This window comes from Kribbella sp. NPDC104740 (genome assembly GCF_055583505.1).
In genome coordinates, this window is the sequence record NZ_JBVJNV010000001.1 from 1,106,918 (window position 1) to 1,132,342 (window position 25,425).

Consider the following 25,425-nt stretch of genomic DNA (forward strand, 5'->3'; position numbering starts at 1 on the left):
CGACTGCTCCGCTAGAGCCCAGCGGCGACCGGCCACGAACCCCACCGCGTTTCGTGGCGTCCGATCTCGTGTGACTTCACGACTGACCCGGCGCCGCGTTCTGCTCTCGCTCGCGGGTCTCGGTGCTGCCGGGATCGGCGGCCTGGAGACCGGCGTCCTCCCGGGCCGGGCCCGCGTCCACACCGCACTCGGCCTCACCGGCGACGACGGTGTGGTCCCCGACGTCCCTGCCGGACCGGTGATCAGCGGCACCTTCGACTCCGCCGCACGGCGTACGACGGTCGGCTGGTCGGTCGTCTACCCGCACGGCCGGCGCCCTGACGCAGCCCTCCCGGTCGTGCTCGTCCTGCACGGTCGCGGCGGCGACCACACCTCCGCGCTCAACGATCTCCGCATCGACCGGTACCTCACCAAGACCGTCCGGTCCGGTACGCCGCCGTTCGCGCTCGCGACCGTCGACGGCGGCCGCGACTCGTACTGGCACCGGCGCTCCACCGGCGAGGACCCGCAGCGGATGCTGACCGCGGAACTCCTTCCCCTGCTGGCGAAACGCGGCCTGCTGGTCGACCGGTACGGCGTCCTCGGGTGGTCGATGGGCGGGTACGGCGCGCTGCTCGCGGCGCGGGAGAGCGGTCGGCAGGGCGGCGGGGATCATGAGAACGGTCAGCAGGGCGGCGGGGATCGCGAGAGCGGGCGCCAGGTCGTCGCCGCCGGGGCGCTGAGCCCGGCCCTGTGGGCGACCGTGGGCGACACTGCTCCCGGTGCGTTCGACGGCGTCGCCGACTTCGCGGCGTACGAGATCGAGGCCGGACAGCTGGAAAATGTTGCCTTACGCATCGATTGTGGCCGGGACGACCCGTTCGCCGATGCCGTCCGCGAGCTGCGCGACGACCTGAGTGCGGAAGGCGGTATCCAGCCCGGCACGCACACCGCCGGCTACTGGCGCCGGATGCTGCCCGAGCAGCTCCGCTTCCTCGGCGGACGCCTCGGCAACCGCTGACCCAGCGCAGCCACGGGCTGACGCAGTGGCAGGAAGCGGACAAATGAGGGGAACTTCACGCCGGGATCCTGCGTCGGACCCCGTGTTCAGGCCGGGGTGAACCTCTGGGTGATCCAGGATGTCTCCGGTATGTCCCCCCAGTTTTCGAGAGTGGAGCGCATGAACTATCTCTCCAGCAAGAAGCTGCGCGTCCTGGCCGGCGCCGTCGCCCTGGCCAGCTGCGCGGTGCTCGCGATGCCGAACGCCCAGGCGGCGCAGTCCTCGCCGTCCGGGGCCACCGCGGTCCGGCCGACGCCGGGCGAGATCGACACCCCGCTGATCGTGCCCGACTCCGGCCGCGACGCCGGCTGGAACGCCGCCAGCGCGCTGAAGGCGGTCAAGAACAACAAGCTCTACGGCACCGGCAACATCGCGGCGTCGAAGTGCAAGCGGCCGAACGTCGCGCTGAACACCGAGGCGAACGTCCGGTACTTCGAGTCCGAGCTCGTCCGCTGCCTGTACGCCGCCTGGAAGCCGAACCTGTGGCGGATGGGCGCGCGCTGGGACGTCAAGCCCGGCCTGGTCGTGCACGGCTACAACACGGTCAAGACCAGCTGCGGCCAGGTCACCGGCTGGGTCTCGTTCTACTGCACCACCGGCGGCGGCACCATCTACATCCCGTGGCGTCAGCTGGTCACCTGGTACGCGCAGAACCCGACGTACACCGTCGCCTACGCGACCAACACGATCGCGCACGAGTACGGCCACCACGTGCAGAGCATGACCGGCATCATCACGGCCTCGTTCTGGCGCTCGAGCCACATGACGTACGACGCGGCGCTGGCCGAGAGCCGCCGCCGTGAGCTGCAGGCGTCCTGCCTCGGCTCGGCCTACATCGGCGCCAACAAGGCGTACTACCCGATGAGCGGCGGTCTACTGACCGAGTGGAAGTACGTCGTCTCGCACTCCGGCGACATGCCGGGCGGCCCGCGTGACCACGGCTCGTGGACCAACCACAACTTCTGGTCGCTGGCCGGCTTCACCGGCAACGGCAAGAACACCCACCCGGGCAGCTGCCAGACCTGGTCGGCCCCGGCGACCCGGATCGCCTGACCACCGGCGGATTCGGTTCGGTAAAGACACGTAACGAAGGCGCCCGGAGAGCGTTGGCTCTCCGGGCGCCTTCGCGTTTTGCCGACACGTGCACGATCTGCGATCGTGTGGTTACCGTGTTTCGGGTCCGCACGCCTTAGAGTCTGGGTCGAACGTCGAACGGCAGGAGTCAAGGACAGTGAACTACGACGAGTTCAACACCGAGTACACCAAGGTGCTGGACAAGATCAAGAGCGGTAAGTGCAGCTGGTCGGAGCTGTCCGGGCATGTCACCCGGCTCCGTCAGTCGACCGCGGGCATCACGGTGCCGGTCGAGCGGAGCCAGATCGACAGCGATCTCGCCGCGCTCGGCCAGATGGTCGACCTGTCGCGCCGTACCAACGACAAGGAGGACGTCTGGACGGTCACGTCCGAGGCGATCCGCCGCGCCAGCAGCCAGGAAGGCACCGTCGCCGACCGGATCGCCCGGATCGAGGCGAGCATCAACGACATCACCGCGCTGGCCAACCGCAACCCCGACGAGCGCGACGCGCTGATGCAGTCCACCAGCACGCTGCGGATCCTGCACTCGTCGCTGCAGAGCTCGCTGCGCTCCGAGCAGGCCGAGCAGGAAGCCGCCGCGGTTCGCTAGTCCCCAGGGAGTCTCCCGCCAGGTGCTCCCTGAAACTGAACACGCAAGCCGAAGGGCCCCTCTGCGAGGGGCCCTTCGGCTTGCGTGGTGGGGCGGATGAGCCGGCGCCCCGAACGCTTCGCTGCGCTCGCTCAGGTGCTGGCTGGGCCTGCGGTCCCGGGCGCTTCGCTGCGCTCGCTCAGGTGCTGGCTGGGCCTGCGGTCCCGGGCGCTTCGCTGCGCTCGCTCAGATTCCGGCGGCTGCTGCCAGGTCCTGCTTGATCGCGGCGAGCTCTTCGGCTGCTTTCGTACGAGCTGCTGGGACATCGTCCTGTGTGACCGGGATGACGACCTCGAGGTAGCACTTGAGCTTCGGCTCGGTGCCGGACGGGCGGACGACGACGCGCGCGCCCTCGGAGAGCGTGTAGCGCAGGCCGTCCGTCGGGGGCAGGTGCGCGCTGCCCTCGCTCAGGTCGTCGACGCGGTCGACGGTGTGGCCGCCGAGCGACGTCGGCGGGGTCGCGCGCAGGCGATCCATCGCGGCGGCGATCAGGCTCAGGTCCTCGACCCGCGCGGAGAGCTGGTCGGTCGCGTGCAGCCCGTACTTCTTCGCGAGATCGTCCAGCAGGTCGAGCAGCGTGCGCCCGTCGGCCTTCGCGCGGGCCGCGAGCTCGAGCACGCGGACGAGGGTCGAGATGCCGTCCTTGTCCTTCACCGCGGCCGGATCGACGCAGTAGCCGAGCGCTTCCTCGTACCCGAAGACCAGCTCCGGCACCCGGCCGATCCACTTGAAGCCGGTCAGCGTGTCCTCGTAACGCACGCCGTACGACGCCGCGATCTTGCCCAGCAGCGACGACGACACGATCGAGCACGCGGCGACCCCGTTCGGCCCGCCCGACAGGAGGAACTCGCCGAGCAGCGCGCCGAGCTCGTCACCGCGCAGCATCCGCCAGCCACCGTCGGCCGCCGGATCCGGTACGGCGACCGCGCAACGATCCGCGTCGGGGTCGTTCGCGACCGCGATGTCGGCGCCCTCGGCGCGTGCGAGCTCCAGCGCCGCGTCGATCGCGCCGGGTTCCTCCGGGTTCGGGAAGGCGACGGTCGGGAAGTCCGGGTCCGGGTCGGCCTGCGTCGCGACGACGGCCGGCGCGGCGAAGCCGGCCCGGCGTACGGCGTCCTCGACAAGCAGGCGGCCGACGCCGTGCAGCGGGGTGTAGGCGACCTTGAGGTCGCGCGGCGCGTCGCCGGGGACGAGGGTGGCGATCCGGGACAGGTAGGCGTCGAGCAGGTCGTCGCCGGCGGTCTGCCAGTCGTCGCCGCGCGGGACCTCGGCGAGCGCGCCGACCGCATCGATGGCCGCGGCGATCTCGTGGTCCGCGGGCGGAACGATCTGGGAGCCGTCGCCGAGGTACACCTTGTAGCCGTTGTCCTGCGGCGGGTTGTGGGACGCGGTCACCACAACCCCCGCGACCGCCTTCAGGTGCGGGATCCCGAACGCGACGACGGGCGTCGGCGTCGGGCGGTCGAGCAGCACGGCGTCGAGCCCCGCGCCCCGGATCACCGCGGCGGTGTCCTGCGCGAACACGTCGGACTTGTGGCGCGCGTCGTACCCGATCAGCACCGGGCCGTTGGTGAGCCCGTTCGCCTTCAGGTACGCCGCCAGGCCCGCGGCGGCGCGGATCACGACCACCCGGTTCATCCGGTTCGGCCCGGCGCCCACAGCGCCGCGCAGGCCCGCCGTACCGAACTCCAGCTTCCCGGAGAACCGATCGGCCAGCTCGGCGTCTTCCCCGGCGTCCAGCAGCGCCTGGAGCTCGGCGCGGGTGTCCGCGTCGGGGTCCTCGGCCAGCCAGGCCTCAGCAGCAGTACGGATCAGAACGGCATCGTTGACGGTCACCACCGCACGATACCGCCCGGTACGTCAGTGACCTGAGGACTGGCAGGGTCTCGCGCGGATGTCCGCTACGTAGTCGTCCGGGGCGCCTGCTGCCTCCGCGGCCTCCGCCAGGATGCCCAGGTAGCGGGCCGACGGGAGGCCGCCCTCGTAGGCGTTCAGGACGTACATCCAGGCCAGCTGGGTGCCGTCGAGGGTCTGGACCCGGACCTGGATCTTGCGGTAGACGCCCTGGTCGATCCACTCCCACTCGTCCAGCCGCTCGACGTCCTTCGGGCTGACGTCGTACAGGGCGACGAAGACCTGGTTGGTCGGGTCGGCCGGGTCCTCGACGACAGTGGCCATCGAACCCTCCCAGCCGAGCTCCTCCCCACCGAAGGTGAGGCGCCAGCCGACGATCCACCCGGTCCCGCGCAGAGGCGAGTACGGGCACCGATCGGCCATCAGATTCGGGTCCAGATTCGACGCAAACGCGGCGTACAGGGTCACGAGATCACAGGATACGGAACAATGGCCTCTCGTGGCGCGAGTTGTGATCATCGGTGGCGGTCCTGGCGGGTACGAAGCGGCGAGTGCGGCCGCCCAGCTGGGAGCGGAGGTGACGGTTGTCGATTCCGACGGGATCGGCGGGTCGGCCGTGCTCACCGACTGCGTCCCCAGCAAGACTCTGATCGCCACCGCGGAGGTGATGACCGAGGTGGAGGAGGCCGGCGAGCTGGGCCTGCGGGTCGACGACGGCGACGACGACCCGGCCAACTCGGTCAGCGTCGAGTTCAACGTGGTCAACAGCCGGGTCAAGGCGCTCGCCGCGGCGCAGTCGGACGGCATTGCCCGGCGGCTCGCGGACGAGAAGATCCGGCTGATCCACGGGCGGGGGAGCCTGGACGGGCCGGAGACGGTTGTCGTCGGCGACGAGCGCCTGGAGGCGGACGTCGTACTGGTCGCCACGGGGGCGCGGCCGCGGATCCTGCCTGGATCTGAGCCTGACGGGGAGCGGATTCTGACCTGGGAGCAGGTGTACGAGCTCCAGGAGCTGCCGGAGAAGTTGATCGTGGTCGGGTCGGGTGTGACGGGCGCGGAGTTCGCCAGTGCGTACGACGCGCTGGGGAGCGAGGTCGTGCTCGTGTCCTCGCGGGATCGGGTGCTGCCCGGTGAGGACGCTGATGCTGCCGCGGTCTTGGAAGACGTTTTCCGGCGGCGGGGGTTGACGGTGCTTGGTCGGTCGCGCGCGGAGTCGGTGAAGCGGCAGGGCGACGGCGTCGTCGTGACGCTCACGGACGGGCGGACGGTGCATGGGTCGCATGCGCTGCTGGCGGTTGGATCGCTGCCGAACACGGAGAACATGGGACTTGTCGAGTCGGGCGTGTCGCTCGACGACGGGGGGTTCATTTCGGTCGATCGGGTGTCGCGGACTTCTAGCCGTGGGGTCTATGCCGCCGGTGACTGCACGGGGGTGCTGATGCTCGCGTCGGTGGCGGCGATGCAGGGGCGGATCGCTATGTCGCACGCTTTGGGTGACGCTGTTGCGCCGCTGGATCAGTCGACGGTTTCGTCGAACGTTTTCACGGCGCCGGAGATCGCTACGGTGGGGCTGACGCAGGCGACGCTGGATGCTGGTGGGAGTACGGCGATGGTCGCGAAGGTGCCGCTGGCGGACAATGCGCGGGCGAAGATGCAGGGTGTGCGGGATGGGTTCGTGAAGCTGTTCTGCTTGCCTAACACGGGGATTGTCGTGGGTGGGGTTGTGGTGGCGCCGCGGGCTTCGGAGCTGATTCATCCGATCTCGCTGGCTGTCGCTGGGCGGCTGACGGTTGATCAGGTGGCACAGGCGTTCACGGTGTATCCGTCGGTTACCGGGTCTATTGCTGAGGCTGCGCGGCGGTTGCATTTGAGGAACTGACCGGCTGGGGTTGGCGTACGTAGGTCGGGTGCGGGTGGTTCGGGCCTCGCGGCGCCGGCTACGGGTTTGCGGTTGGGTGCGGGTAGGTGCCGCCTGTGCACTTCTCGCCTGCCTCCGTTGCTTGCCAAGTACAGGCGCGCTGTTCGGGCGAGAAGTCAGCAGGCGTCACCTTGGGGTGGGCCATTGCCCTGCACACCTTTGGCTTCGGTGGTTGTCCGCTGTGGCTGAGGTTGTTGGTTGGGCGGTGGTCGCGGGTGTGTCTCTCAGTACTTGCACCGTTCCTGCGCGCCCGTGCCCGGGCCGGAGGGGGCCGGGCCGGGCACGGGAGGTTGCGGGTGGGTCAGCTCGGGGAGTTTGCCGAGTTGGTGTCGCCGGGGGTGTTCGCCGAGTTGGCGGTGTTGGTGGAGTTGGTGTCGTTCGGGGTGTTGACCGAGTTCGTGTCGCCGGGGGTGTTGGCCGAGGTGGCGCCGGCTGGGGTGTTGGCGGAGGCGGTGTCGCCGGGGGTGTTGGCGGAGGCCGGTTCGCCGGGGGTGTTGGTGCTGGCGGTTTCGCCGGGGGTGTCGGCGGAGGCCGGTTCGCCGGGGGTGTTGGTGCTGGCGGTTTCGCCGGGGGTGTCGGCGGACTGGGCTGCGGGGGCGGCGGCGGTCGGTTGGGTGGGGGTGTCCTGGGTGAGGGTGGGGGTCGGGGTGGCCTTTGCGGGGTCGTTCAGGTCTGCGGGGGCGGCGTACGCGGCGGTGCCGATGCCGATGGCGGAGATGGCGGCGGCGGTGCCTACTACGGCCCATTTACGCGTGGCTGACATGGTGGTTCCTTTCATCGTGGGTTACTCGGGTGGCCCGGTGGGCGGCGTCGTACCAGCTTTCGGCCAGGGCGACGCGCTGCCGGGTGGTTTGTTGCCAGCCGGGGTCCTGCACTCGGTGCGGGCCGGTGGCGAGGGAGAGGACGACCGCGGCGGTTCGCAGGCGGAGTTGGCCGGGGTCGGTCTGGGTGTCGAAGGTGGTGAGGGAACGGGCGGTCAGGGCATTGATCGCCGCGGCGTGCTGGGGGAGGACCTGGGCCAGTACGGCGAGATGCCCGAGCATGCAGGCCAGGTCGTCCAAGCGGTCGCCGGGGCCGGCTGTGTCCATGTCGAGCAGGCCGACGATGGCGCCGGTGTGGTCGACGTGGAGCTGGGCCTCGTACAGGTCGCCGTGGACGGGGACGGTGGGGCCGACGGTGCTCTCGGCAACGATCGACGTGGCGAGGTCGGAGGTCCACGTGGCCAGGTCGGGGAGGACGTTGCCGATCGAGCGGGCGTAGTACGGCGTACGGTCGAGCCAGGAGGTTCGGCGGGGGTTGTCGAGAAGCTCGGTCGGGAGGCGGTCGAGCAGGGCGGTGATGGCGGCCGGGTTGGTTGCCACGGGCCCGGATCGCAGGGCTGAGCGGAGGGTGCGGCCGGGGAGGGACTCGAGGACGACGAGGCCGTCGTCGGTCCAGCCGAGGCTGCGCGGGGAGGGGACGCCGGCGTTGGTGAGCAGGCGGTGGCGGCTGTGGAGCGCTTCGCCTTGCGCGGGCGGGACGACCTTGAGGAACAGGCGACCGGTCGGCGTCCACGCTTCCACGACGGCGCGCCGGAGCGGTCGGTAGGCGCGGAGCTTCAGCGAGACCGGGTGGTCGCCGAGGCCGCAGCGGTTGAAGAGCGCGGAGACACCAGCAGGGTCGAGAGCGCCACGAAGACCAGGAAGAGAAGGATCGTGCGCCGCCCGCCAGACACCCACGGTGTGGCTGTCGTCAGCCCCGACCACCGTCGCGCCCGCGGGGATCTCCCCGCCGGCCGTGGCGCCGAGGATCTCCTCGGTCTCGCCGTGCGCCCAGCGGATCGTCGTACGGTACGCGACGGTGGCGGAGTTGTTGCCGTGGGCCACTTCAGTGGAGCGCCACGACAGCAGCTCCCCGCCGCCCGCCTCGACGGCGGCGCCGAGGATCTCGCCCGCGGTCACCCCGGTCAGGAGCTCCAACGCCTCGTGGTCTGCCATACCCAGAACACTGCCGGGCCACCATGAGTCCCCAATGAACCGATTCTGAGAAGGCTCTCATCAACGCTGCAGCAAGGTTGGCGTATCGTCTCCGCCGTGCGGGGGAACTGGCGGTGGGCGGCGGCTCTGGTCGTGGGGGTTGCCGCGTGCATCGTTCTCCCGCTGCTCTGGCGGCACGCGATGGTCGACCTCAAGGTCTACCGGCTCGGCGGCGAGACCCTGCTCCAGCACCCGAAGGCCCTGTACGACGTACGCCTCGGCGGCACCCCGCTGCCTTTCACCTACCCGCCGTTCGCGGCCGTGGTGATGGTTCCGTTCGCGCTGATGCCGTGGCCGGTGGCAACGGTGGTCTGGACGATCGTCACGATTGTTGCCCTGGTCGCCGTCTGGCGGCTCTGCATCACGTTGCCCCCGGCAGCGATGTTCGGGGTCGTTGCCGCCTCGCTGCTTCTCGAACCGGTCCGGGAGACTCTCGGCTTCGGCCAGGTCAACCTGTTGCTCTGCGCCCTGATCCTGTACGACGCCCTCAACACCAAGCACCAGCTCAGAGGGATCTGGATCGGCGTCGCCGCCGGCATCAAGCTCACGCCGCTGGTCTTCCTCGGGCTGCTGGCCGTCACCCGCCAGTGGAAGGCCCTCGCCTACGCGACCGCCGGATTCGCCGCGACCGTCCTGCTCGGCTTCGCCGTCACACCGAAAGCCGCGACGGAGTACTGGACCTCACTCGTCTCCGACGCCACGCGGGTCGGCGGCCTGGCCTTCGCCAGCAACCAGTCCTGGAACGGTTTCCTGGTTCGCGTCCAGGGCGATCTCGACGGCGGCGGCCCGATCTGGCTCGCCCTCGTCGCGCTGACCGCGCTGGCCGGCCTGTACTTCTGCCGCGTCCTCTGGCTTCGCGGTGACCGTCTCGCAGCGACGGCAGTCACCGGCTTGATCAGCCTGCTCTGCTCGCCGGTCTCCTGGAGCCACCACTGGGTCTGGTGCATCCCGCTCGGCGTGGCCCTCGTGCAACCTCTCGGAACCGGAGCAAAGGTTGCCGTGGGCATCCTCTGGACCGCGGTCTTCGCGATCGCCCCGATCTGGTGGCCGCCGAACCACGAGAACCGCGAGCTGGATTGGACGATCGGGCAACAAGTGGCCGGAAACGCCTATCTGATAGCGGCGACTCTGGCTGCCGCGCTGCTCGTCGTACGGACGGTGAAAAGTTCCCGACACGCCGTGACATCAAGCTGCCAGCCGGTCTAGCCCGGTCTGACCCTCCCGGCCTGGCACGCTCGGCGGGTGAGTACGGGGATCCTGGGGGACCCGGTCAAGCGCCGCTGGTGGCTGACCGTGGCTGTTTGTGTTGCCGTCGGCATCCTTCTGCCGTTCGTCTGGGACCACACCGGCGCGGACCTGAAGGTCTACCGGCTGGGTGGTTCGATGGTGCTCGACGACCCGTCGTCGCTGTACGCCGCCCGGATGCGCGACATCACGATGCCGTTCACCTACCCGCTGTTCGGCGCGCTGGTGATGGTGCCGGTGGCGGTGATGCCGTGGCCGGTCGCGTACGGCGTCTCGATCGCGGCCTCGCTGGTCGCGCTGGCGGTGATCTGGCGGCTCTGCCTGCGCCGCCTGCCGGCCGCGCAGGGCTGGGGCCCGGCCGCGCTGCTCGCGGTCACCGCCGCCTCGCTGCTGATCGAGCCGGTCCGCGAGACGCTGTCGTACGGCCAGATCAACCTGATCCTCTGCGCCCTGATCCTGTACGACGTACTGGAGGTCCGCCGTCGTCGCCGCGGCATCTGGCTCGGCATCGCCGCCGGCATCAAGCTCACCCCGCTCGTGTTCCTCGGCCTGCTCGTCGTGACCCGGCAGTGGCGCGCCCTCGCCCACGCGTCGGCCGCCTTCGCGGCGACCGTCCTGACCGGGTTCCTGCTCGCCCCCACCGCGGCCTGGGAGTACTCGACCAAGCTGCTCGCCGACACCGGCCGGATCGGCGCCCTGGCCTATGCGGGCAACCAGTCCTGGAACGGCTTCCTGATCCGCATCACCGGCGACCCCGAGGGCGGTGGCCTGGCCTGGAAGGCGCTGGTCCTGCTGACGGTCGTCGCCGGCCTCTGGCTGACCCGCGCCCTGTGGCTGCGCGGTGAGCGCCTCGGCGCGGCCGCGGTGACCGGCATGATCAGCCTGCTCTGCTCGCCGGTGTCGTGGAGTCACCACTGGGTCTGGATGATCCCGCTCGGCGTCGCGCTGCTCACCGGAACGCGGGTCGGGCGTCGGTTCCCCGTCCCGACCGCGGCGACCTGGTTCGGGCTGATGATGCTCGCGCCGATCTGGTGGGTCCCGCGCCGCGGCGACCGCGAGCTGCACTGGAACATGCTCGAGCAGGTCTTCGGCAACGCCTACCTCTGGCTCGCCCTCACCGCCGGCATCCTGCTCGCGGCCGGCCGCCGTACGGAAAAGATGCCGTCAGCAACGATCAGGCGGCAGCACATTCCCAGCTAGCACGAGAACGGCCCCCGGGGAGCGATCCCGGGGGCCGTCCGTTCGAGTCGAACCAGAGCTCAGAAGTCGAAACCGCCGAAGTCGCCGAAGTCGCCGCCGCCCATGTCCCCGCCGCCCATGTCGCCGCCGGCGTCGTCGCCGAAGTTGAAGTCGTCGCCGCCCCCGCCGTCACCGGCGTCGGCCTGGCCGGCGTCGTAGCCCGCGGCGTAGTCGCCGTAGCCACCGCCGGCGAACATGCCGCCCAGCATGGTGCCGATGAACATACCGGTCATCACACCGCCGAGCGCACCGAACATGCCCTGCGCGTACGGCGCGTACGCCGGGCCGGCCTGCCAGTACGGGACCTGCTGCGGGCCGACCATCACCTTGCGGATGTCCGGGTCGGCGCCGGCGCGCACGCGCTCGGCGTCCGCGGCGCAGGCCGGGACCTCACGCGGGGCGCCACCGGCCGGGGCCCAGGTCACGTCCTCGACCGACGGGCCGTGCTGCGGGTTGAAGAAGCAGGACGGGCGGCGCTGCGGCAGCGGCTGGTCGTTCACCCGGGCGCGGACGCAGGCCATCGCGTACCGGCCGTCCTCGAGGATCTCGATCACGTGCTTGATCTGGTCGGCCGCGGTCACCTGGCTGAGGGACTGCTTGGCCGACTCGTAGGAGTCGAGGGCGCGCTGGTAGTCCTGGCGGGCGCCGTCGCCGAGGTCCTTGCCGACCATGTCCAGGTCGAGGTCCTGCAACTCCTCGCCGAACCGGGTGATGTCCTCGTCGGCGGTCCGCTTGACCGACTCCAGCTCGGCCGAGGTCACTTCGTCACGCTGCTTGGTCTGCAGCTGGGTCCGGCGGTAGGAGCGGTAGGCCAGCACTGCGATCACGACCACCGCGATCAGCAGAATGAGTTCCATGACGTGCCTTCCTCGACGTGCCTGGAAAGAGGTACTTTCCGTCGAGCCTACCGAGTCGTACCAATTCGCCGAAAAAAGAATTGGTCACCGATCCAGATAGCGCTCCCGCATCGCGGGGCTCGCCGCCGGGCCGGCTGTGAACACGTACCGCGGCCCGGAAACCGGCTCCCCGGTGGCCCGGTCGACCAGTACCGGCTCGACCTCCTCGCCGGTCTCGGAGTCGACCAGGATCATCGTCCGCTCGGCCGGTGCGAGCCGCTCGTTGCCCCACGCGGCCAGGGTCAGGATGACCGGCCGCAGCGACTGCCCGAGCTCGGTCAGCACGTACTCGTGCCGCACCGGACGCTCCTGGTACGGCCGGCGCTCCAGCAGCCCGTCGTCGACCAGCGACTTGAGTCGCGTGGTCAGCATGCTCGACGAGATCTTCAGGTTGCGCTGGAACTCGTCGAAGCGGGTGAACCCGTCGAAGGCGTCGTGCAGGATCAGCAGCGTCCACCACTCGCCGACGTGCCGCGCGGTGGCCGACAGCGGGCAGGACAGATCCTCGAGCCGGAGCTGGTCGCGCATCCACATCCCTCACTTCGATTTCCGAAGCCAGTCTAGAACGTGTCCTCGGCGCGCCACGCAGGGTGACCGCAATCCCGGGGTTCCGGTGACTCCTTGCGCATAATCGGTCACAGCTGCTCATCAGCGCACAGATCTGCCGGAGGCTCTCCGATGCGTATCACCACCCCCGTGCGACTGGCCCTCACCGCGGTGACCGGGCTCGCACTCTTCGTGCCGCACGTCCCCTGGAGCGACCCGGCACCGGCCGAGGCCGCGCCGCGTTCGGCGTACGAGGTCGAGCCGTCGTACCGGGAGCTGCCGCTGTCGCAGGTCCAGGGCACCAAGATGGCCAGTACGTCGGCGCAGACGCAGCCGTTCGGCATGGTCGGCGTGACCTGGCCGGCCCGGAAGAGCTCGGCCGACATCGTGGCCAAGGTCCGGGTCCAGCGCAACGGGGTCTGGGCGGTCTGGGAGCGGCTCGAGGTCGAGGACGAGCACGGCCCGGACGGTGCCGAGGGCAAGCAACGCTCCGGGACCGAACCGACCTGGGTCGGTACGGCGGACGGCGTCGAGGCCGCGGTGACCACCACCGACGGGACGCCGGTGCCGGACTCCAAGGTGGTGCTGATCCAGCCCGGGATCCGGGCCGCGGACAACGATCCGCCGACCACGCCGGAGCAGCCGATCGAGCCCGAGGGCAGCCGCGCGCCGTACGCGATGCCGCGGATCGTCGGGCGGCCCGGCTGGGGTGCCGACGAGAAGCTGCGCTCGCACAACGGTGCCGCGTGCGCGAAGCCGAAGTACACCAGCACCGTGCAGGCCGCGTTCGTGCACCACACCGCGGACACCAACAACTACACCAGCGCGCAGGTCCCGGCGATGATCCGCGGCATGTACACGTACCACGTGAAGAGCCGCGGCTGGTGCGACCTGGGCTACAACTTCCTGGTCGACAAGTTCGGCCGGGCCTGGGAGGGCCGGTACGGCGGGATGCAGCTGCCGGTGCTCGGCGCGCACACCGGCTCGTTCAACGCGAACTCCTTCGGGGTCTCGCTGATCGGCAACTTCGAGAAGGTCGCGCCGACCGCGCAGATGATGGAGATGACCGCCCGGGTGGTGGCCTGGAAGCTGGACGCGAACTACCGTTCCCCGCTGAGCACGGTGATCCTCGACGGCAGCAAGCTCGGCACCGTCTCCGGGCACCGCGACACCAAGGCGACCGCGTGCCCGGGCAAGAACCTGTACTCCAAACTCGGTTGGCTGCGGCAACGGGTGAACGCGCTGATGGGCAAGAGCATCTCGACCGAGATCTACCGGCGCGCGCAGGAGCACGGTGGCTATCGGGCGATCGGGCAACCTTTCTGGGGTGAGCACCCGACGAAGACCGGGCGGGCGACGTACTTCGGTGCCCTCGACATCTACTGGTCGGCGCGCACCGGCGCGTGGTCGGTGCGCGGCGGCTTCAAGGCGCAGTACCGGCGGATCGGGCCGGACGGGTTCCTCGGGATGCCGACCGCCGAGCAGCGCAACGGCCGGGTGAGCGGCAGCCGGCTGCAGACGTTCCGCAACGGCGCGCTGTACTGGTCGCCGAAGACCGGGATGTACCCGGTCGCCGGGCTGATCTCCCGCAAGTACGGCTCGCTCGGCGCGGAGGGTTCGCGGCTCGGGCTGCCGACCTCCGGGACGTACGCCGTGAACGGTGGCCAGCAGCAACGGTTCCAGCACGGCAAGCTGACCGCGAGCACCCGCACCCAGAAGGTCTACGTCTCGTGAGGCGGGTCGTTGCCGCCGGCCTCGTGCTGGCCGTGCTGCCGAGCGGGCTGGCGGTTGCCCAGGACATCGACCCGTTCGACGCCGAGGCGACCCAGACGATCACCGGCCGCGGCTTCGGCCACGGCCGCGGCATGTCGCAGTACGGCGCGCAGGGCGCGGCCCTGGCCGGGAAGAACGTCAAGCAGATCCTCGACTTCTACTACCCCGGTACGGCGGTCGGCAAGGCCACCGGGACGGTCCGGATCCGGATCACCGCCGACACCACCGACGGCGTCCGGGTGCACTCGGTGAGCGGGCTGAAGCTGCGCGACCTGAAGACGAACACCGTCTACACGTTGCCGGTGGCAACGACTCGGAACCAGTGGTCGATCGATCCGCACGGCGAGCACGGGACGCAGGTCCGGTCGTTCGACGCGAAGAAGCGGACCTGGTCGCTGTGGCGGACGCTGTCCGGTACGGCGCAGTTCGAGGGCCCGGCAGTGATCGGGCTGGTGCTGCCGAGTGGGGCGCAGGCCAAGTACCGCGGCGCGCTGCGGGCTGCCGATGTCGGCGGCGCGCACCTCGACACGGTCAACGTGCTGCCGATGGAGACCTACCTGCGGGGTGTGGTGCCGCGCGAGGCGATCACCAGCTGGCGGCCGGCCGCGCTGCAGGCGCAGTCCGTTGCCGCGCGCACCTATGCGGCGTACCACCGCAAGCGCGCGGGGAGCCGGGTGTACGACCTGTGCGACACGATCTCCTGCCAGGTGTACGGCGGGTACTCCTCGGAGAAGACGTCCACGAACGCGGCGATCGCGGCGACGGCCGGGCAGATCCGGCTGTACCGGAACACGCCGATCATCGCGGAGTTCTCGTCCTCGAACGGCGGCGCGACGACGGCCGGCACGGTCGCGTACCAGCTGGCCAAGGCGGACAGCTGGGACGCGTACCCGGGCAACAAGAACCCGAACGTCACCTGGACGACGACGCGGACCGCCGCGCAGCTGCAGGCGGCGTTCGGCGTCGGGAAGCTGAAGGGCGTCTCGATCAGCCGGCGGACCGGGCTCGGGCCGGACGGCGGCCGGGTGACCCGGGTGGTCGCGACCGGCGCGGCCGGGACGCGGGCGTTCACCGGGGATCAGGTGCGGGCGAACCTGCATCTGAAGTCGGCTTGGTTCGTCTTCGCTGGTTGACATACCAAGTGGTGAGCCCTTGACGCTGCGCGCTGCCGCCGGTTAGAACGTGACATCGATGTCAGCCGCCCGTGAAGGAGTGCTCGATGCGCGGAAGAATTGGTATATCAACTAGGGTCCTCGCCGGGTTGCTGGCGGTGGCGGTGGTCGGCGCGCTGCACGCGCCCGGGGCCGAGGCCGCGCCGGCCGGGGAGCAGAGCGGTGCACAGAGCGGTGCGCAGGGCGGTGCACAGAGCGGTGCGCAGGGCGGCGGCAGCGCGGCGGCGCGCGCCAACTCGTCGTACCAGGCGTTGAACAAGTACTTCTCGGCCGGACCTGGGCTGCTCCTGGAGGAGTACCCGAACGAGCAGCAGAACCCGTACTCCTACGTCTGGCCGTACTCGCAGGGCGCGGTCGCGGCGGAGAACCTCGCGGGGATCCCCGGCTCGGGGCGCAAGGCCGCGGCCGAGGCGGAGCGCCGGCTCGACGGGTACAAGCCGTACTGGAACGCGGAGACGACGCCGAAGGGCTACGACTCGTACCTGCGGCCGCCGCTCGGCCAGGGCGGCGACAAGTTCTACGACGACAACGAGTGGATCGGGCTGAACCTGATCCAGCACTACCAGCGCACCCACGACAAGGCGTCGCTGGCGCGGGCGAAGGAGATCTTCGCGCTCGTCGTGCACGGCTGGGACACCGACCCGGCGCACCCGTGCGCGGGCGGCGTCTACTGGACCCAGGCGCCGTGGAGCCAGGACCGCAACACGATCTCCAACGGGCCCGGCGCGGAGCTCGGCGCGCACCTGTACCTGCTGACGCGGGACCGGTCGTACCTGACCTGGGCGCAGAAGATGTACGAATGGGCGCGCAGCTGCATGCTCGCGCCGAACGGCCTGTACTGGGACCACATCGACCTGGCCGGCACGGTCGAGAAGACCCAGTGGAGCTACAACCAGGGCGTGATGCTCGGCGCCGGAACCCTGCTCTACAAGGCCACCGGCCAGAAGCGCTACCTGACCGAGGCCAAGGCGCTAGCGAACGCGTCGCTGGCCTTCTACGGCAGCGAGGACCGCCTCTGGAAGCAGCCCACCCGCTTCAACGCGATCTGGTTCAAGAACCTGCTGATCCTCGACTCGGTCACCCACGACCCGCGCTACACCGCGGTCATGAAGGCCTACTCGGCCCGAGCCTGGTCCGAGGTCCGCGACCCCGCCACCGGCCTCTTCCACTTCGCCGACGGCCCGGTCCAGCTCCTGGAGCAGGCCGGCATGGTCCAGATCGACGCACTCCTGGCCTGGCCCCGCGGCCGCTACGACAAGCTGGCCTGACGTCCGAAGCCGAACCCGACCAGGCTCTCCTGGTCGGGCGAGGCCCAGGCCAGTACACCGGCCACCCACCCGAGGAAGTCGAGCGACGACGACCGCAGGGTGACGATCCACCCGTCCTCCGTGGCTCGGTCGAACGCCACCGTTCCCCCGAGCCACGGCTCGACGTCGGCCACCGCACCGGACCAGCTGAGCCGCGCAGGCACGGCCCCCGCCGGATCGCTGAACTCGAACCAGTCCCGCCCGTCCACGAACCGCATCGGGTCCGCGACCTTCCACCCGACCCGTACGTCGAGCCGCTCCAGCTCCAGCACCCCGACCCGGTCAACGGCTTGCTGCAGCACCAGCCCCGCCGACTGCAGCGGCAGCTCGACATCAGCCTGGAACCCGCACTGGAGAACGAGGTTCTCCCGCTGCGGCGTGGTCCACCCGTCGACCACCCCCGCCGGGTGCCACTGCAACCCCTGCGTCCGCCCGTCGAACGCCGACAACCCGAGCGCCGCCGCCTGGTTCGCGACCAGGATGAACAGATCCCGATCCGCCCCCGCGGCGTACGCCGCCCTGGCCCACGCGTGCAGCCGCAGCTCGCCGTACGCCGCGAACGAGAACCCCGTGGGCTCGTTGCCGAGCGCCGCGGGGGTCGGGTCGGGCATCGGTGGGCTAGTTCTTCGAGTCGGTGCTGGCTGCGGTGATGCGGACCTCGGTGGCGGGGGCGCCGTCGCCCGGTGTACCGCCTTCGACGGGCTTCACGCCGGCGTTGGCGACCTTGTCGACCGCGGTCAGGCCGGCGGTGTCGAGGGTGCCGAAGGCGGTGTAGGCCGGGTCGAGGCCGGAGCCGTCGCCGTACACGATGAAGAACTGGCTGCCGTTGGTGTTCGGGCCGGAGTTGGCCATCGCGAGGGTGCCGCGGCCGTACTTCAGCTCGGGGAAGACCTCGTCCTTGAAGCTGTAGCCGGGGCCGCCGCGGCCGTCGCCGCCCGGGTCGCCGCACTGCAGGACCTGCAGGCCCTGGCCGACGGTGAGGCGGTGGCAGATCGTGTTGTCGAAGTACTTCTGGTTGACCAGGCTGACGAAGCTGTTCACCGTGCAGGGCGCGAGCGCGCTGTCCAGGGTCAGGCCCAGGTTGCCGACGCTGGTCTTCAGCGTCACCGCGGTGGTGCCGCTGGCCTTGACCTTGCCGTTCGCGGGCGCGTTCACCTTCTTCGCCGCCGGGCCGCCCTTGGTGTAGCTGCAGTCGACCTCGGCGGGCAGCGGCGTCGGCCGCTTCAGCGGCGCCGCCAGCGCGGTCGGGATCGACGCCGGCTTGTTGCCCGGGCCGGCCTCCGACGGCAGCGACGACGGGTCGGCCGACGGGGTGTCACCGGCCGCCGGGGTCTCCTTGGTACCGGTGTTCGCGGCGATCAGCACGACGCCGACGATCACCACGACCACGGACACGATCGCCGCGATGGTGATCCCCACCATCCGCCGCTGCTTGCTCCGCTCGGCCGCCCGCTCCGCCTGCCGCTGCGCTTTCCGCGCCGCGAGCTGCTGCTGGTGGGTCTTCTTGGACATCGCACTCCTCACCTGGGAACGGGCCAACGCTGGGGGAAAGCTACAACCAAACCCTGAGAATCACCTGTCAACCCCGCGGGTCGGCAACACTACCGAGCAGCGCCTCCAGCTCCGCCGCCTCCCGCAGACCGCTGGAACGCGCCAGTCCCAGCGCCCGCTCCCACTCGGCCCGGGCCTCCGCATCACGACCGAGCCCGGCCAGCGCCTCCCCGAGGTACTGCCGGGTCCGGGCCTCCATCAACAGGTTCTCGTTCCGTACGGCGACCTCCAGCGCAGCGCTCAGATGCGCTGCCGCCTGCGCCGCCTCGCCCAGCGCCAGCTCGTTGCGCCCGAGCTCCTGCAGCGTCTCCATCCGCTCCAGCTCGTCGTACTCCTCCTCGTCGACCGCCAGGCACTCCCGCAGGTAGGCGACAGCCTCAGCGGACCGCTCCGACTGCCGGTAGGCGACGCCGATCCGGTACAGGATCCAGTGCCGCGCCGCCCGCACGTCCTCCGTACGCCGAACCAGCTCCGCGGCGGTCCGGAACTGCTCGTCCTGCTCGGCGTAGCGCTGCACCTCGCCGTACAGCGTGCCCAGCACCAGGTGCGCCTCGGCGATCGGGATCTCCGCGCCGAACTCCCCAGCCAGCGCGAGCCCCCGCTCAGCCTCCGGGAACGCCTCCTCGTGGCGCCCGAGCCGGCCGAGGTAGGCGGCCAGGTAGATCCGGCAGTGCAGCTCGTGGTTCAGGTGCCGAGCTGTCGGCTCGGCGTCGAGCGCCTCCCGCATCCGCACTGCCGCCGCCTCGAAGTCGCCGAGCTCGGCCAGTGTGGTCGCCCAGTCGTAGAAGGTCAGCGACTGCCCGACCTGGTCGCCGGCGCGGCGGATCGCCGTCCCGGCGGCGTCGTACAGGGCCAGACAGTCGAGGTAGCGCCGGCGGTCGCTCAGGTACATCTCCAGCCCCATCGCGATCGAGGCGACCGGTCGTGCCACCTGCGGTGCGTCGTCCACCGCCCGCCGGACCGCGGCGAGCAGCTCGGGGAACTCGGTCTGCAACCAGTCGTCGAGCTGCGGTACGTCGAGCCCCGCGGCCAGCTCGGTCAGCGCGGGATCGGCGAGCTCGCGGGCCAGCTTGCCGAGGCCGAACACCTGCAGCCGTCGCCGCAGACTCACCGCTTGGTACCACTCGAGAATCCTGAGCTGAGCGGCGTCGTGCTCGGCGGTGGTCAGCTCGGCGACCGCCAGCTCTCTCGCGTAGGCCCGTACGAGGTCGTGCAAGCTGTAGCGCTGAGGCCCGACCGTCTCCAGCAGGTGCAGGTCGACGAGCTTCTCCAGCACCTCCTCGACCTCCTCCGGTGCGTGCTCCACCAGGCGAGCCGCAACGAGCAGGTCGAGCACGTCACCGCGATAGGCGCCCAGCAACGTGAACACCGCCCTGGCCGACGGCTCCACCTCGACCAGCCGGGCCAGCGACAGTGCCATCGTCGCCCGGACGTCCAAGTCGTCGCTGGAGAGCTGGTCGAGGCGAGCCCGCTCGTCGGACAGGCGAGCGGCCAGCTGCGCCACGCTGAGCCCAGCGTCGGTCGCCAGGTGAGTGCCGGTGATCCGGAGCGCCAACGGCAGGTAGCCACACAGCCGGGCCAGCTCGCGCAGCGCCTCCGGCTCAGCGGACACCCGGTCGGCTCCAGCGGTCTCTGTCAGCAGCGCGACCGCCTCCGCCTCAGCCAGTACGTCGAGCTTCAGCAGCCGGCTGCCGGGCAGGCTGGTCAGCAGACGCCTGCTGGTCACCATGACCGCGCAGGTCTCCGAGCCGGGCAGCAGCGGCTTCACCTGCGCGACGTCCGCCGCGTTGTCCAGCAGCAGCAACGTACGCCGCCCAGCCAGCACGCTGCGGAATCGAGCAGCCAGCTGGTCGGCCGACTCGGGCTGGTCGCTCGGCTCGGCCCCGGCCTGCTCCATCAAGCTGGCCAGCGCGTCCTCGACCGGCAGCGGTTCGTCCGGGCCAAAGCCGCGCAGGTTCACCACCAGTACGCCGTCCGGGTAGTGCGCGGCCAGCTCGTGCGCGACGTGGACAGCCAGCGCGGTCTTGCCGACGCCACCCATCCCGGCGATCGCGGAGATCACCACGACGCCCGGGCCGGTGCTCCCCGCGACCAGGAGATCGCGCAGCTGATCGACCTGCTCCCGGCGTCCGGTGAAGTCCGGGACGCGCTCGGGCAGGCTGCGGCGGCCCGCTGCGGACGGGCGCCGCGCGTACTCGGCCAGCTCGGCCTCGTCCTCCGGGGCCAGGTTGAGCCCCTTCGCCAGCAGCTCTACCGTCTGGGCGCGTGGGTACCGCCGGCGGCCGTTCTCCAGCGTGCGGACGGCCTCGACGCTCACCCCGGCGGCGTGAGCGAGCTGCTCCTGCGTCAGGTCCGCCGCGTGCCGGTGCACCCGGAGGACGGCGCCGAAGTCAGTCACGGCCGTCGTACGCCTCGGGGCCGCCGTTGGCGTTCACGTAGAGGGAGTACAGCGAGGTCGTCGCGGTCAGGAACAGCCGGTTGCGCTTGGCGCCGCCGAAGCACAGGTTCGAGACGATCTCGGGGACGAGCAGCTTGCCGAGCAGCGTGGCGTCGGCGTCGTACACGTGGACGCCGTCGGCGGCCGCTCCCCAGACCCGGCCGGCGGTGTCGAGGCGGATGCCGTCGAAGGCGCCGTTGCCGCACTCGGCGAACACGTCGCCGCCGCTCAGCGCCGTACCGTCGCTGGTCACGTCGAAGACCCGGATGGTGGCCTCCTCGGTGTCGGAGATGTACAGCTTCGAGCCGTCGGCGGAGAAGACCAGCCCGTTCGGGCGGTTGAAGTCGTCGGCGACCTTGGTGATCGCGCCGTCCGGGGCGATCCGGTAGACATGGCAGCCCTCGGTCTCGATCTCCGCGCGGTGTCCTTCGTAGTCACTGTCGATCCCGTACGCCGGGTCGGTGAACCAGACCGAACCGTCCGGCCGCACCACCACGTCGTTCGGGCTGTTCAGCCGGTGCCCTTCGTAGCCGTCGGCAAGGACCTTGACCGACCCGTCGTGCTCCGTCCGGGTGACCCGGCGGTTGCCGTGCTCGCAGCTGACCAGCCGGCCCTCCTGGTCGCGGGTGTGCCCGTTGGTGTTCCCGGCCGGCTCCCGGTACGCCGAGACCTGGTACGACGTCTCGTCCCAGCGCAGGATCCGGTCGTTCGGGATGTCGCTGAACAGCACGAACCGGCCCTGCGGCGAGTAGACCGGCCCCTCCAGCCAGCGCCCGCCCGTCCACAGCCGCTCGAGGTGTTTGTCACCGAGCGGCCCGTTCCACCGATCGTCGAGCTTCTCCCAGACAGCGGGAACGGTTCCGGCCAGCGGCTCGAGCAGGGACATCCGCACTCCTCACGATTCGGGTGACAGCGTCGTCACCCGAGATCGTACGGCGGCCGGCCGCGGTTTGAACCTTCTCCCGGCGGGCGTGCTCTTGTCAGGGTGTGACGAGAGGAGACGGTGGATGCGACGAGACGAGGAGTTCGCGCAGTACGCGGCCGCACGGCAGCAGCGCCTGTTCCAGCAGGCCTACCTGTTCGTCGGCAACCGGGACGGCGCCCAGGACCTGGTCCAGGCCACCCTGCTGAAGCTGTACCGCGCCTGGCCGTCGGTCCGGCGCGCGGACAACGTCGACGCCTACGCGCGCAAGACGATGGTCCGCACCTACATCGACGGTGAGCGGCGCCGGCGGCGCGAGCTGGACTGGTTCCACAAGCCCGACGCCGCCCGGGCGGAGAGCTCGGTCGAGCTGCGGATGACGCTGATGGCCGCTCTCGCCGAGCTGCCGCGCCGGGGCCGGGCCGTGGTCGTCCTGCGGTACTGGGAGGACCTCAGCATCGAGCAGACGGCCGACGTCCTCGGATGCAGTCCGGGCACGGTGAAGTCGCACGCGTCCCGCGCGCTGGGGCTGTTGCGCGCCCGGCTCGGCGACGAGTTCCCGGCCCTGTCCGCCAACTAGTTCTCAGGAGGAGAGATGACGCTCGACATGAAGCAGGAGCTGGCCCGGTCGCTCGACGGTCTGGAGCCGATGCCCGACCTGGTCCCGGCGGTGCTTGCCGAAGGCCCCCGGACGGTCCGGCGGCGCCGGGCGCTGGTCGGTGCCGCAGCGGTGCTGTCCACGGCCGCGGTGGTCGCGGCGACGGTGACCGTGGTTCCTCTGGTCCAGTCCGAACCGCCGGTCGCGCCGATGACCACGGTGCGGCCGATCCCTGAGGTCCTCGGGTACGACGAGTTCCTCGGGTACGCCGCGGAGACGCTGTCGGTGCTGCTGCCGGACGGGTTCGGTGCCGTCGAGGCCGGATCCACGGACACCGGCAAGGGCAACATGACGGTCCGGGCCGGTGGATCGACGTACCCGGTCACCTTCGAGTTTTCCGGCCCGATGGCGGACTTCCCCGGCCCCGGGACGCGGTGCGTCCCGCAGGTCCCGCTCGACAAGGGGACCGTCCGGGTCGAGCCCGACAACGACGGGTGCCGGGTGGAGCGGCTCGGCTCCGGTGGGCTGGCGATGGCGCGCCGGCCGAGCGAGCGGCAGACGCAGACGACGGAGAACGGGGTGATCGTCCTGAGGCCGGCCGGAAGCCGGACCGCGATGCTGACCCTGGACCACCACGGACTCGGGCTGCGGCTGGCGATCTTCGGTGACGCTTCCGGTGGTTCGGCGCCGATCGACAGCGACCAGTTGCTCGCCGTCGCGGGCGATCCGCGGCTGACCCGGCTGCTCGACACCTGGTCGACGCACCTGTCCCCGGCGTACCAGTGGGTCGACGAGCCCACCACACCGCCGGCACCACGCTGACGCGTCCATCAGCTGGACCCTGCGACCAGTCCGCAGACAGTCCCGGCCCGGGCAGGCGGTTCGCCCGGGCCGGGGCCGTGGTGTGAGGCACAAACCGCCCTCCCGGTGAGTAACTTCGTCCTACACTCAGGCGACGCCGAAGGGAGCTGAGCTGTGCCAGACAGCCGCAAGATCACCAAGGTCCTGGTCGCCAACCGGGGCGAGATCGCCGTCCGGGTCGTGCGCGCCGCCGCCGACGCCGGGCTGGGCAGCGTCGCCGTGTACGCCGAGCCGGACCGCGACGCGCTGTTCGTCCGGCTCGCCGACGAGGCCTACTCGCTCGACGGCGCCACGCCGGCCGACTCGTACCTGAACATCGCCAAGATCCTGGACGTCGCGGCCCGCTCCGGCGCCGACGCCGTGCACCCGGGGTACGGCTTCCTGGCCGAGAACGCCGAGTTCGCCCAGGCCGTGCTGGACGCCGGGCTGATCTGGATCGGCCCGCCGCCGTCCGCGATCGACTCGCTCGGCGACAAGGTCAAGGCCCGGCACATCGCCGAGAAGGTCGGCGCGCCGCAGGTTCCCGGTACGCCGGACCCGGTCGCAGGAGCCGACGAGGTCGTTGCCTTCGCGCAGGAGTTCGGGCTGCCGATCGCGATCAAGGCGGCGTACGGCGGTGGTGGCCGCGGGATGAAGGTCGCGCGGACGCTGGAAGAGGTGCCGGAGCTGTTCGAGTCCGCGACCCGCGAGGCGATCAGCGCGTTCGGCCGCGGCGAGTGCTTCGTCGAGCGGTACCTGGACAAGCCGCGGCACGTCGAGACCCAGTGCCTGGCCGATGCCCACGGCAACGTCGTGGTGGTGTCGACGCGCGACTGCTCGCTGCAGCGCCGCTACCAGAAGCTGGTCGAGGAGGCGCCGGCGCCGTTCCTGTCCGACGAGCAGCTGGCCTTGCTGTACGACTCGTCGAAGAAGATCCTCCGCGAGGCCGGGTACGTCGGTGCCGGGACGTGCGAGTTCCTGGTCGGGCAGGACGGGCTGATCTCGTTCCTCGAGGTGAACACCCGCCTGCAGGTCGAGCACCCGGTCTCCGAGGAGGTCACCGGCCTCGACCTGGTCCGCGAGATGTTCCGGATCGCCGACGGCGAGGAGCTCGGGTACGACGACCCGGAGGTCTCCGGGCACTCGATCGAGTTCCGGATCAACGCCGAGGACGGTGGGCGCGGCTTCCTGCCCGCACCGGGGACGCTGACGCGGTGGCACCCGCCGTCGGGTCCCGGCGTACGGCTGGACGGCGGGTACGACGAGGGCGAGACGGTGCCGGGCGCTTTCGACTCGCTGGTGGCGAAGCTGATCGTCACCGGGCGGGACCGGACGCAGGCGCTGGAGCGGTCGCGGCGGGCGCTGAAGGAGTTCGTCGTCGAGGGAATGCCGACGGTGATCCCGTTCCACGCGGCGGTGGTCAGCGATCCCGCGTTCGTCGGCGACGACGGGTTCGCCGTGCACACCCGCTGGATCGAGACGGAGTACGACAACCAGCTCACGCCGTACGAGGGTGGTGCTGAATCTCCTGAAGCCGGCGAGCGCGAGAAGGTCACCGTCGAGGTCGGCGGCAAGCGCCTGGAGGTCGTGCTTCCGGCCGGGCTCGGTGCTTCCGCTGCTGCCGCCGGCACCGCCAAGAAGAAGCCGGCCAAGCGCTCCGGCGGTGGCGGGAAGTCAGCCGCCTCGGGTGACTCGCTCACGTCGCCCATGCAGGGCACGATCGTCAAGATCGCCGTCGAGGAAGGCGCCACGGTCTCCGAGGGCGACCTGATCGTCGTCCTCGAGGCGATGAAGATGGAACAGCCCTTGAACGCTCACAAGTCGGGCACGATCACCGGCCTGGCCGCGGAGGTCGGCGCGACGGTCGCGGCCGGCGCCGCGATCTGCGAGATCAAGGACTGACCTACTGCTCGTCCTGCCCTGCCTCGATGACGTCGTCGGGGGAGGGCGGGGCGCAGGGGTGCGTCTGCCACTCGGCGGTGCTGTGGTTCCAGTGGACCAGGAACCAGCCGTCGCGGGTCGGCGGGATCTGGACAGCGCTCAGGCGGGCGGCCATCGAGGTCGTCATCGTCGACGGGAGCTGCAGGAGCAGGCGGGACTGCTCGTCGGCGATGGTGACCGTACCTCGCGCGCGCAGGGCCGCCTTCGCCTGCCGGCGGTGCCTCCGCGACAGCCTGTCGCGGATCTTGGTGTAGACGTCCTCACCGGCCTTGGTGGCGATCGCCTGGACGAACGGGAGCAGCGTCGAACCGGCCAGCGCGCCGAGGAGCAGTTCGACGGCTCCGCGGGGGTCCTCGTCCGGCTGGGGGCGCTCTGGGTGGGCGGGTTCCGGGGTCTCGGTCACGAAGTC

The 25,425-nt window shown here is 70.7% G+C and carries 23 protein-coding genes; 12 read left to right on the forward strand and 11 right to left on the reverse strand.

Annotated features, from left to right (window positions below):
• Nucleotides 1–70 precede the first annotated feature (70 nt).
• From ACZ6Z4_RS05250 to ACZ6Z4_RS05260, 3 genes are all read left to right on the forward strand, one after another.
• Nucleotides 71–1,000 carry an alpha/beta hydrolase gene (locus ACZ6Z4_RS05250; protein WP_465558347.1) on the forward strand — a complete coding sequence of 310 codons (930 nt, stop codon included), beginning with the start codon at nt 71–73 and terminating at the stop codon, nt 998–1,000.
• Nucleotides 1,001–1,159: 159 nt separating this feature from the next.
• The gene (locus ACZ6Z4_RS05255) at nt 1,160–2,092 is read left to right on the forward strand and encodes a neutral zinc metallopeptidase (RefSeq protein WP_465558349.1); all 933 of its coding nucleotides are present in this window, start codon (nt 1,160–1,162) and stop codon (nt 2,090–2,092) included.
• A 178-nt stretch (nt 2,093–2,270) separates the two neighbouring features.
• Entirely contained in the window at nt 2,271–2,723 is a 453-nt protein-coding gene (locus tag ACZ6Z4_RS05260; RefSeq protein ID WP_363666356.1) for a hypothetical protein, read from the forward strand.
• Nucleotides 2,724–2,948: 225 nt separating this feature from the next.
• Here ACZ6Z4_RS05260 and ACZ6Z4_RS05265 read toward each other — a convergent pair whose 3' ends face one another.
• Together ACZ6Z4_RS05265 and ACZ6Z4_RS05270 are read right to left on the reverse strand one after the other, a co-directional pair.
• On the reverse strand, nt 2,949–4,601 hold the full coding sequence (locus tag ACZ6Z4_RS05265; protein ID WP_465558351.1) for a phospho-sugar mutase: 1,653 nt from the start codon (nt 4,599–4,601) through the stop codon (nt 2,949–2,951).
• A 21-nt stretch (nt 4,602–4,622) separates the two neighbouring features.
• Nucleotides 4,623–5,084 carry a gamma-glutamylcyclotransferase gene (locus tag ACZ6Z4_RS05270; RefSeq protein ID WP_363666352.1) on the reverse strand — a complete coding sequence of 154 codons (462 nt, stop codon included), beginning with the start codon at nt 5,082–5,084 and terminating at the stop codon, nt 4,623–4,625.
• A 31-nt stretch (nt 5,085–5,115) separates the two neighbouring features.
• On the opposite strand from ACZ6Z4_RS05270, the gene ACZ6Z4_RS05275 reads away from it, so the two are divergent.
• Nucleotides 5,116–6,495: an NAD(P)H-quinone dehydrogenase gene (locus ACZ6Z4_RS05275; RefSeq protein ID WP_465558354.1), complete on the forward strand. Its 1,380-nt coding sequence runs from the start codon at nt 5,116–5,118 to the stop codon at nt 6,493–6,495.
• 340 nt (nt 6,496–6,835) lie between these two features.
• On the opposite strand, the gene ACZ6Z4_RS05280 is transcribed toward ACZ6Z4_RS05275, so the two are convergent.
• Nucleotides 6,836–7,297 carry a hypothetical protein gene (locus tag ACZ6Z4_RS05280; RefSeq protein WP_465558356.1) on the reverse strand — a complete coding sequence of 154 codons (462 nt, stop codon included), beginning with the start codon at nt 7,295–7,297 and terminating at the stop codon, nt 6,836–6,838.
• Entirely contained in the window at nt 7,281–8,510 is a 1,230-nt protein-coding gene (locus ACZ6Z4_RS05285; RefSeq protein ID WP_465558358.1) for an aminoglycoside phosphotransferase family protein, read from the reverse strand. The genes ACZ6Z4_RS05280 and ACZ6Z4_RS05285 overlap by 17 nt, the downstream gene beginning before the upstream one ends.
• Before the next feature lie 96 nt (nt 8,511–8,606).
• On the opposite strand from ACZ6Z4_RS05285, the gene ACZ6Z4_RS05290 reads away from it, so the two are divergent.
• A complete protein-coding gene (locus ACZ6Z4_RS05290; protein ID WP_465558360.1) occupies nt 8,607–9,755 on the forward strand; it encodes a glycosyltransferase 87 family protein in 1,149 nt (382 codons plus the stop codon).
• A gap of 36 nt (nt 9,756–9,791) precedes the next feature.
• Nucleotides 9,792–10,994 (forward strand): glycosyltransferase 87 family protein, encoded by a 1,203-nt coding sequence (locus ACZ6Z4_RS05295; protein ID WP_465558362.1) that lies wholly within the window; start codon nt 9,792–9,794, stop codon nt 10,992–10,994.
• Nucleotides 10,995–11,053: 59 nt separating this feature from the next.
• Here the strand turns inward: ACZ6Z4_RS05295 and ACZ6Z4_RS05300 are convergent, their stop codons facing one another.
• Nucleotides 11,054–11,890: a hypothetical protein gene (locus ACZ6Z4_RS05300; RefSeq protein WP_465558364.1), complete on the reverse strand. Its 837-nt coding sequence runs from the start codon at nt 11,888–11,890 to the stop codon at nt 11,054–11,056.
• An 84-nt stretch (nt 11,891–11,974) separates the two neighbouring features.
• The gene (locus ACZ6Z4_RS05305; protein ID WP_465558366.1) at nt 11,975–12,457 is read right to left on the reverse strand and encodes a winged helix-turn-helix transcriptional regulator; all 483 of its coding nucleotides are present in this window, start codon (nt 12,455–12,457) and stop codon (nt 11,975–11,977) included.
• A 150-nt stretch (nt 12,458–12,607) separates the two neighbouring features.
• Between ACZ6Z4_RS05305 and ACZ6Z4_RS05310 the strand changes: the two genes are divergently transcribed.
• From ACZ6Z4_RS05310 to ACZ6Z4_RS05320, 3 genes are all read left to right on the forward strand, one after another.
• Nucleotides 12,608–14,209 (forward strand): N-acetylmuramoyl-L-alanine amidase, encoded by a 1,602-nt coding sequence (locus tag ACZ6Z4_RS05310; protein ID WP_465558368.1) that lies wholly within the window; start codon nt 12,608–12,610, stop codon nt 14,207–14,209.
• A complete protein-coding gene (locus ACZ6Z4_RS05315) occupies nt 14,206–15,381 on the forward strand; it encodes a SpoIID/LytB domain-containing protein (RefSeq protein WP_465558370.1) in 1,176 nt (391 codons plus the stop codon). The genes ACZ6Z4_RS05310 and ACZ6Z4_RS05315 overlap by 4 nt, the downstream gene beginning before the upstream one ends.
• Nucleotides 15,382–15,467: 86 nt before the next feature.
• Complete coding sequence (locus tag ACZ6Z4_RS05320; protein WP_465558372.1) at nt 15,468–16,688, forward strand: glycoside hydrolase family 76 protein; 1,221 nt, start codon at nt 15,468–15,470, stop codon at nt 16,686–16,688.
• Here ACZ6Z4_RS05320 and ACZ6Z4_RS05325 read toward each other — a convergent pair.
• From ACZ6Z4_RS05325 to ACZ6Z4_RS05340, 4 genes are all read right to left on the reverse strand, one after another.
• Nucleotides 16,670–17,338 carry a hypothetical protein gene (locus ACZ6Z4_RS05325; protein ID WP_465558374.1) on the reverse strand — a complete coding sequence of 223 codons (669 nt, stop codon included), beginning with the start codon at nt 17,336–17,338 and terminating at the stop codon, nt 16,670–16,672. The two genes, ACZ6Z4_RS05320 and ACZ6Z4_RS05325, sit on opposite strands and share 19 nt — an antisense overlap.
• A gap of 7 nt (nt 17,339–17,345) precedes the next feature.
• The gene (locus ACZ6Z4_RS05330) at nt 17,346–18,239 is read right to left on the reverse strand and encodes a peptidylprolyl isomerase (RefSeq protein WP_465558376.1); all 894 of its coding nucleotides are present in this window, start codon (nt 18,237–18,239) and stop codon (nt 17,346–17,348) included.
• 67 nt (nt 18,240–18,306) lie between these two features.
• A complete protein-coding gene (locus ACZ6Z4_RS05335) occupies nt 18,307–20,676 on the reverse strand; it encodes an ATP-binding protein (RefSeq protein ID WP_465558378.1) in 2,370 nt (789 codons plus the stop codon).
• Nucleotides 20,669–21,601, reverse strand: a complete 933-nt coding sequence (locus ACZ6Z4_RS05340; RefSeq protein WP_465558380.1) for an SMP-30/gluconolactonase/LRE family protein — start codon at nt 21,599–21,601, stop codon at nt 20,669–20,671. The genes ACZ6Z4_RS05335 and ACZ6Z4_RS05340 overlap by 8 nt, the downstream gene beginning before the upstream one ends.
• Nucleotides 21,602–21,722: 121 nt before the next feature.
• Here ACZ6Z4_RS05340 and ACZ6Z4_RS05345 point away from each other — a divergent pair, with 121 nt between their 5' ends.
• The 3 genes from ACZ6Z4_RS05345 to ACZ6Z4_RS05355 all read left to right on the forward strand — a co-directional run bounded on the left by ACZ6Z4_RS05345 (nt 21,723) and on the right by ACZ6Z4_RS05355 (nt 24,977).
• Nucleotides 21,723–22,217 carry a SigE family RNA polymerase sigma factor gene (locus tag ACZ6Z4_RS05345; protein ID WP_465558382.1) on the forward strand — a complete coding sequence of 165 codons (495 nt, stop codon included), beginning with the start codon at nt 21,723–21,725 and terminating at the stop codon, nt 22,215–22,217.
• Nucleotides 22,218–22,232: 15 nt separating this feature from the next.
• Entirely contained in the window at nt 22,233–23,057 is an 825-nt protein-coding gene (locus ACZ6Z4_RS05350; RefSeq protein WP_465558384.1) for a hypothetical protein, read from the forward strand.
• A gap of 153 nt (nt 23,058–23,210) precedes the next feature.
• Nucleotides 23,211–24,977: an acetyl/propionyl/methylcrotonyl-CoA carboxylase subunit alpha gene (locus ACZ6Z4_RS05355; RefSeq protein ID WP_465558386.1), complete on the forward strand. Its 1,767-nt coding sequence runs from the start codon at nt 23,211–23,213 to the stop codon at nt 24,975–24,977.
• A gap of 1 nt (nt 24,978) precedes the next feature.
• Here the strand turns inward: ACZ6Z4_RS05355 and ACZ6Z4_RS05360 are convergent, their stop codons facing one another.
• Nucleotides 24,979–25,419, reverse strand: coding sequence for a hypothetical protein (locus tag ACZ6Z4_RS05360; RefSeq protein WP_465558388.1), 441 nt, complete (start codon nt 25,417–25,419; stop codon nt 24,979–24,981).
• Between the last annotated feature and the right edge of the window lie 6 nt (nt 25,420–25,425).

What these genes read in the sequence shown, in the direction of transcription:
- ACZ6Z4_RS05320 (WP_465558372.1), top strand. Translation starts at nt 15,468, where the DNA reads ATGCGCGGAAGAATTGGTATATCAACTAGGGTCCTCGCCGGGTTGCTG.
- ACZ6Z4_RS05340 (WP_465558380.1), bottom strand. Translation starts at nt 21,601, where the DNA reads ATGTCCCTGCTCGAGCCGCTGGCCGGAACCGTTCCCGCTGTCTGGGAG.
- ACZ6Z4_RS05285 (WP_465558358.1), bottom strand. Translation starts at nt 8,510, where the DNA reads ATGGCAGACCACGAGGCGTTGGAGCTCCTGACCGGGGTGACCGCGGGC.
- ACZ6Z4_RS05310 (WP_465558368.1), top strand. Translation starts at nt 12,608, where the DNA reads ATGCGTATCACCACCCCCGTGCGACTGGCCCTCACCGCGGTGACCGGG.
- ACZ6Z4_RS05280 (WP_465558356.1), bottom strand. Translation starts at nt 7,297, where the DNA reads ATGTCAGCCACGCGTAAATGGGCCGTAGTAGGCACCGCCGCCGCCATC.
- ACZ6Z4_RS05330 (WP_465558376.1), bottom strand. Translation starts at nt 18,239, where the DNA reads ATGTCCAAGAAGACCCACCAGCAGCAGCTCGCGGCGCGGAAAGCGCAG.
- ACZ6Z4_RS05305 (WP_465558366.1), bottom strand. Translation starts at nt 12,457, where the DNA reads ATGCGCGACCAGCTCCGGCTCGAGGATCTGTCCTGCCCGCTGTCGGCC.
- ACZ6Z4_RS05300 (WP_465558364.1), bottom strand. Translation starts at nt 11,890, where the DNA reads ATGGAACTCATTCTGCTGATCGCGGTGGTCGTGATCGCAGTGCTGGCC.
- ACZ6Z4_RS05255 (WP_465558349.1), top strand. Translation starts at nt 1,160, where the DNA reads ATGAACTATCTCTCCAGCAAGAAGCTGCGCGTCCTGGCCGGCGCCGTC.
- ACZ6Z4_RS05325 (WP_465558374.1), bottom strand. Translation starts at nt 17,338, where the DNA reads ATGCCCGACCCGACCCCCGCGGCGCTCGGCAACGAGCCCACGGGGTTC.
- ACZ6Z4_RS05345 (WP_465558382.1), top strand. Translation starts at nt 21,723, where the DNA reads ATGCGACGAGACGAGGAGTTCGCGCAGTACGCGGCCGCACGGCAGCAG.
- ACZ6Z4_RS05350 (WP_465558384.1), top strand. Translation starts at nt 22,233, where the DNA reads ATGACGCTCGACATGAAGCAGGAGCTGGCCCGGTCGCTCGACGGTCTG.